Source organism: Microcoleus sp. C2D2 (assembly GCF_036702495.1).
Taxonomy (GTDB): Bacteria; Cyanobacteriota; Cyanobacteriia; order Cyanobacteriales; family Microcoleaceae; genus Microcoleus.
On the sequence record NZ_JAUBTO010000269.1, the window covers coordinates 1 to 5,613 of the forward strand.

The 5,613-nt window shown below is 46.9% G+C and carries 8 protein-coding genes and 2 pseudogenes; 6 read left to right on the forward strand and 4 right to left on the reverse strand.

What is annotated here, in order from left to right:
* From QUB61_RS37410 to QUB61_RS37425, 4 genes and pseudogenes are all read right to left on the reverse strand, one after another.
* Nucleotides 1-533 (reverse strand): annotated as a pseudogene (locus QUB61_RS37410) (DUF3854 domain-containing protein); the annotation flags it as partial.
* 105 nt (nt 534-638) lie between these two features.
* The gene (locus tag QUB61_RS37415; protein ID WP_333135615.1) at nt 639-818 is read right to left on the reverse strand and encodes a hypothetical protein; all 180 of its coding nucleotides are present in this window, start codon (nt 816-818) and stop codon (nt 639-641) included.
* Nucleotides 819-894: 76 nt separating this feature from the next.
* The gene (locus tag QUB61_RS37420; RefSeq protein ID WP_333135613.1) at nt 895-1,467 is read right to left on the reverse strand and encodes a hypothetical protein; all 573 of its coding nucleotides are present in this window, start codon (nt 1,465-1,467) and stop codon (nt 895-897) included.
* Nucleotides 1,468-1,498: 31 nt separating this feature from the next.
* The gene (locus QUB61_RS37425) at nt 1,499-1,789 is read right to left on the reverse strand and encodes a ribbon-helix-helix domain-containing protein (RefSeq protein ID WP_333135611.1); all 291 of its coding nucleotides are present in this window, start codon (nt 1,787-1,789) and stop codon (nt 1,499-1,501) included.
* 137 nt (nt 1,790-1,926) lie between these two features.
* Between QUB61_RS37425 and QUB61_RS37430 the strand changes: the two genes are divergently transcribed.
* The 6 genes and pseudogenes from QUB61_RS37430 to QUB61_RS37455 all read left to right on the forward strand — a co-directional run.
* Nucleotides 1,927-2,463 (forward strand): hypothetical protein, encoded by a 537-nt coding sequence (locus tag QUB61_RS37430; RefSeq protein ID WP_333135609.1) that lies wholly within the window; start codon nt 1,927-1,929, stop codon nt 2,461-2,463.
* A gap of 3 nt (nt 2,464-2,466) precedes the next feature.
* A complete protein-coding gene (locus QUB61_RS37435) occupies nt 2,467-2,643 on the forward strand; it encodes a hypothetical protein (RefSeq protein WP_333135607.1) in 177 nt (58 codons plus the stop codon).
* 4 nt (nt 2,644-2,647) lie between these two features.
* Nucleotides 2,648-2,863 carry a hypothetical protein gene (locus QUB61_RS37440; protein WP_333135605.1) on the forward strand — a complete coding sequence of 72 codons (216 nt, stop codon included), beginning with the start codon at nt 2,648-2,650 and terminating at the stop codon, nt 2,861-2,863.
* 62 nt (nt 2,864-2,925) lie between these two features.
* Nucleotides 2,926-3,591, forward strand: coding sequence for a hypothetical protein (locus tag QUB61_RS37445; RefSeq protein WP_333135603.1), 666 nt, complete (start codon nt 2,926-2,928; stop codon nt 3,589-3,591).
* A gap of 39 nt (nt 3,592-3,630) precedes the next feature.
* On the forward strand, nt 3,631-4,092 hold the full coding sequence (locus QUB61_RS37450) for a hypothetical protein (protein ID WP_333135601.1): 462 nt from the start codon (nt 3,631-3,633) through the stop codon (nt 4,090-4,092).
* Nucleotides 4,082-5,613 (forward strand): annotated as a pseudogene (locus QUB61_RS37455) (type IV secretory system conjugative DNA transfer family protein); the annotation flags it as partial. The gene QUB61_RS37450 and the pseudogene QUB61_RS37455, both read left to right, overlap by 11 nt.

Sequence of the window (5,613 nt, forward strand, 5' to 3'; positions counted from 1 at the left end):
GTAAGGAGAATATAAGGCACATCATTGATATAAAAAGCTTCTCGCTTTAGGGCTTCAATCTCCCAGTAGAGCGGGTTATCGGGAGATGGGGGGACGAAAGCATCAAATTCTCCGACTGACGTTAAATACTTTGGCGGCTCCTTTTTGCCTCGCTTCGGCTCCCGGATATCCGGCCGGTATTGTACTTGCCCATTTTGTCCTATGAACAGGATGCCCGCCGATTTTGTCGAAATCCCATAGAGCGAAGCTTGGGCGATGCTGGCACTGAAGCTGCATTCGCGGGCCCAAGGATTGAGCAATCCTCTGCCTGCGATGTGGGCTTCATGTTCGGGGGTGAGGAATTTTTCGCTGACACTGCATAAAACTCCCCCTAACTCCAAATTTCCGGGATCTTGCGGGGGGCATTCTGCTAGAATTGAGTCAGGTTGTGTGTTTGGCGCATCCTTTTGGTGGGGGGATGCAGATTCAATTAAATTGTCTACAGATTGAATTGTATTTTCGTTAGAGTATGTCACAATGAGTGTAGCTTTCACTCTTTGTTAGAGTGTGAAAGAGATATCCTGACTCTGGATGTCCGTGGAAAGATCAAGCAGAGTTAGGGTGGATATAGAAAAGTTTAACCGAAAACGCTGAAGCCCTTATGCTTTCAGCGTTTTTTTGCTGTTGGGCGCTTCGGAACCTTCGAGATATAGCAGATAAACTCTCACGGCATCCTCAATTAAGCTACTGCGAGAAATCTTTATGCCCTTTCCCCAGTTGCTGTCGAGTTGGGTAACGACATCAGGGGAGAGGGCAACCGATACGATTAATTTTTTCATGCTTTCTCTCTAGAAGATTTTATTATTAATATCACCGGGTTTTCGTAAAAAATCTAATTTTTGGGAACCTCGTCGGTTAACCAGACTCATCACCCGTCCCTGAGATTTTCCACGGGTCAATACCGTGGTCTCTGAACCACCGTTCGTAATAGTCGCATTTGATTCTGGCTTCATCATCAGCCCAGAACGCCTCTCGGATATCCTGTTCTAGTTCTTGAACTCTTTGGCTCAGAAGCTCGTTTCGTTCAGTCTCAGTGCGGGTAACGCCGAAAGCAGCGTCAAAGCGACGTTCGAGATTTTCCGTCAGCAAAGACATGGCCAGACTTAACGCTGTCTTGTTTCCTCGTGCCGCTTGCCATAGCCAGTAAGCTCCGACAACTTCTAATGGTAAGGCCCGAATTCGGCTACCCCCGCGCGCCTGCCCTACAGAGGGTTCTATTTCAGAAGTCGCGGGCGTATAACCTTCTCCTAGCAAAGTTTTCAGTGCTTTTGATTGCAAAAATTCGCGGGCGTTTCTTTCTGACAAACCAACGCATTCCGCCGCTTGTGTCTGACTCATCCGATACGAGCCGTCTGGCAGCATGAACCCATCGACCGTTAGGGAACCTATTTGTACCAATGCTCGAATAACTCTAACTGAGTCGGTCATATTTTCTCCTTTACTAAACATCTGCTAGACATCACTTAGACCGTGTAGAAGCTCTACTCTGCTTAGTTTTTGCCGTAGCCTTAGTGGCTGTGGTTGCTTTGGTTCGGTTGGATGAGGGTTTGGCTTCGGGTGGGTTCTCTGGGTTGTTGTCAAGCCAAATTTTCATCTCCTGTTCAAGAAGTAAATTACAGAGGTTCGACATAGACCGCTTCTCCTCTTTAGCTCGCCGCTCCAACGCTTGAAACAGTTCTGGCTCCAAGTATATGGTTGTGCGTGGTTTGTCTGTTGCCACATCAGTCTCTTGAATGGTACTTCTCATCATTCTCCCTCCTTAGATGAGTTTTGTCATTTGAGTTCATTACTACTTGACACCAGTAGTGACTAAATATTACTATAGCACCTAGTAGTGAATCGATTTTAAATCGATTCCGAATTGATTCTCCTTAACCAGGCTAGACTATGGAACTTGAAAACCAGGCAGTGATTGACGTACAGGCTGAAGAAATCGATTCCTCTCTCCCCGAATCGATTGAGCATTGGTACTCAGCCGCGCAAGTGCAGCAGATTCTACAACTGAACAAATCTGGACTCCAGAAGGCAATTGCCAAGCTACAAGACATTTACGGCATTGACCTCAAAATCTTACGCCGTGGGGAAGCGCGGGCGACCCAATACTCTGAGCTTGCTCTAAAAGCTTGCAAATTGCTGAATGCTGGGAAACTCAGTGAACTGCGAAAACTGATTGAAGCTGCACCGACCACAAGTTCTGCTACTACATCGACAGCAATTGTATTTGTTGAACAACATCACCAAATTGCTCTAAACGCTGGCAATGTTGCTGATAGCAACCTGACTCAAATTGCTTCCTTTAAATCTGGCTTACTGAGCAACTACCGAGAACTGGGGCGGGCGCTGGGAAAACAGGCAGCAGCAGAAGTTCGGCTCGGATTTACTGAGGAAGTTAAAGCAGGTTTAGCAAACCTTCAGGAGTCTTAATTTATGGCTTTTTACAAAGTAAAAGTGCAGCGGGAATGCAACACAACTCGAACCTTTAACGTTGTTGGAACCCGCCCCCAGGAAGCTTTACAAGCTGCTGCATTACAACTGAGAGATGAAGGTGTAGCGGATGCAAAAAGCATTGAAGTAATCGGGAAAATTAATAGTTTGAGGGATTAAAACAATGACTGATGATGATGAGAAAACTTTTGATAAAAACCTGACACGGATAATGGTTGGCGGTGCAATTCTGGCAAATACCCTAATCATTGCAGGCGCTTACGATGTGGGCTATCAATCGGGAGCAAAGCAAATTAAAGCACCGATAACCGTACACGGAAACGTGACCATCAACAACAACAGCAACAATTCAAGCCAGCCGCTTCCCCTTGCAAAGTAATCGGCTGGCCGCGTAAACCCTCCCTCTGTTGAAGGGGGAGACTTCATCTAAGGAGCATTGTAATGCAATTTCGAGTAGCGCAAACATCAGGAGCGGGTCATGTAGCCCGCGAATTCGGGTATCACTCTGGGCCCCTCACCCCAGAGATGGTGCATGATGCAGCCCGTACCGCCAAAATATTAGACCTTCAGAAACAATTACGAACCGCCTACAATCGCCACGATGCCAAGATTCGTGCTAACAAAGTTGAACTTGAAAGGCTAACTTTAGAAGCTATTGAAGGTGGTTTAACCGACAAGGCACAGATTGACAAATACGTTTCTAAAGCAATTGTAGCGGGTGCAAAACACGACCAACACATCGTCAATCTAAGCCAGCAATTGCCAAACGAATTGAACCTGGTAAAGGTGCAAGGAGCCAGCACCCAGACTCTTGCAAATGCCGATTTTAGGCAGCGATTGCTATTAATCAAAGCGAACCATCAAGCCAAGGGGCAAATTCAAACTAACGGCTTTCAACAAAGCCTAAAAGCGATTCAAGCCAGCCCACAGCAAGCAATCGCTATGCAAGCTAAGCGGGCTGCTTTCACCAACTACATCAACGCCAAAGACTTTGACCCAATTCCGGCTGTGTCAGGCGCTTCGACTGGTAGCAATAATTCCTCTGTCGGCAACAATTCAAAAGGCTTCTTAGATGGGCTTTTTGACTTCTTCTCTGGTCGCAAATAGCACACAGTAGCAAGCGGGTTTTATGCCCGCTTTTTTTGTATGTACTCAGAATTTGATTCAAACTTCGACTATTTCAACTCAGAAACTCCCCAACAAATTGAGCAGCAAAATCAAGCTAAAGCACCCGAAGTAACCAACATCGAGCGCTTCTGGACATTGACCGGAAACTGGGGTGAATTTGGCAGTTACTTCGGCGTTGGTCTATCTGCAAGCCTTATCGTGCGCGCAATCCCGGCTCTGATTCCAGCATGGGTGATTCTGATTCCTGCTGCTGGTTTAGGGCTAGCAGTGTACAGTTTGGCTGTTGATGGTGCTGCAAAGTTACGCAGTCAATTAATCTTAATTGCCGTCGGAGCTGCGCTGATTGCAGGTAATTGGGATGCGTGGCAAGCGTGGATAATTGCTAATTCTCAAATGTTGATTTTTAGCTTTGTATTAATCGTGATTACCGTCGGATTTGTAATAGCACAAGTATGGAGCAAATTGAACAATGCTAAGTAATATAAACCAGCCAATTGTTGCCGGACTTTTGAGCGCAAGTATCGCGGGAATTGTTGCTGCTACAGCCTTGCCATTTAACGACAGAATTGAGTACAAAATCGGCAACAGGATTGACTCACAGCCCGCCTGGTTGGTTCCTCCTAAAGCTGAATTCAAAAGCCTTGAGCGCGGATATGGAGGCATTAAAATCTTACTTGCCTTGCTTTCTACTGGGGGGATGTTCCTAACAATGCTCATCGCCCGAAGCGAAGGCGAACAAGAGCCAGTTCGACAACGAATCAAACAGTATAAAAATCGAGCTTACGAGTTTGGTTATGCTGCCGAAAGCGCGTACCAAATGAGCACTACCGCTACCAGATACAAAAAGCTCGCAGAGGCGGATGAGGTGGCATTTGAGGGTGAGATTGAGCAAGCTTATATGGAATCTTTGGGGATTGACCCCAGTGCTCAGCAGCCCTTGCTTAGTGGCACGGCGACACTTGAATCAATCTCTAATCCTGGCGACAAAGTAGATCCACAGGCAAACTCACCAGAACTGCCCGATCTGACTGTCGGGCCCAAAATGCCCGTCCTCACCAACTATCCAAGCGTACTAATCTATGGCGCACCGGGAAGTGGAAAAACCACCTTTGCAGAACAGGAAGTCAAGCGCCGACTAGAAGCCGGACACCGAGTAATTATCTGTGACCCACACGCCGCTTATGGCGCTTGGGCTGGGTGCGAGGTTGTCGGGGGCGGGATGAACTACGCGGCCATTGATGCCAAACTTGAATGGTTTGCTGAGGAAGTTCGACGACGGTATAAGCGGATTGAATCTGAACCTAACCCGACGTTTCAACCACTGACTCTGTGCTGCGATGAATTCACAAATTGGGCGGGGCGATGCAGTGCTGCGGGTGAGTTTTTTCAGTCAGCTTTAAGTGATATTCGCAAAGCTAAAATGTTTGGCTTAATCGTAAGTCACACGCGCACAATGGCGGGATTAGCTAATGCTGCTGGCATGGCAAAATTGCGTGATGAAGCCCTTTTAGAAGTCGAATTACTCGGTCAGCAATGTCCTAAAACTGGTAACGCAGTTCCACGTTATGAAGCTGTAATTAAGTTGCCTGGGATGCCTTTGAACAAGCGCTTTATTCTGCAAGTTCCCAAGCTGTCCGAACCGAATAATCATCAACCAACTAAAGCTGATAGTAGTTATTTAGACCCTATTGCTAGGCTTCAAAAAAGTGTTCCGAGTTTTTCAAATCCTGATACTACGGAACAAACTGGAACGCCCCCAGATGTTCCAGAAAACGAATCACCGGAACCTGGAACACTAGACGGAACAAGGGATACACGAGCGGAACGCCTTTCTACAATGTTGGCTGAAATACTAGCCGGAACACTTCAGACCCCAGTTTTCGCCCCTGACTCGCCTCTGGAACACGAAGAGAAACTCGAACTAGCAAAGCTTGTTATCGAGCAACAATTAGGACTCAAAAAAACAATTTGGATACTTTGGGGTGTTTCTCGTGGCGGGCG

Bases quoted from the DNA above. Each gene is read 5' to 3' on its own strand.
- QUB61_RS37415 (WP_333135615.1), bottom strand. From the start codon at position 818: ATGAAAAAATTAATCGTATCGGTTGCCCTCTCCCCTGATGTCGTTACC.
- QUB61_RS37440 (WP_333135605.1), top strand. From the start codon at position 2,648: ATGACTGATGATGATGAGAAAACTTTTGATAAAAACCTGACACGGATA.
- QUB61_RS37445 (WP_333135603.1), top strand. From the start codon at position 2,926: ATGCAATTTCGAGTAGCGCAAACATCAGGAGCGGGTCATGTAGCCCGC.
- QUB61_RS37450 (WP_333135601.1), top strand. From the start codon at position 3,631: ATGTACTCAGAATTTGATTCAAACTTCGACTATTTCAACTCAGAAACT.
- QUB61_RS37420 (WP_333135613.1), bottom strand. From the start codon at position 1,467: ATGACCGACTCAGTTAGAGTTATTCGAGCATTGGTACAAATAGGTTCC.
- QUB61_RS37435 (WP_333135607.1), top strand. From the start codon at position 2,467: ATGGCTTTTTACAAAGTAAAAGTGCAGCGGGAATGCAACACAACTCGA.
- QUB61_RS37425 (WP_333135611.1), bottom strand. From the start codon at position 1,789: ATGATGAGAAGTACCATTCAAGAGACTGATGTGGCAACAGACAAACCA.
- QUB61_RS37430 (WP_333135609.1), top strand. From the start codon at position 1,927: ATGGAACTTGAAAACCAGGCAGTGATTGACGTACAGGCTGAAGAAATC.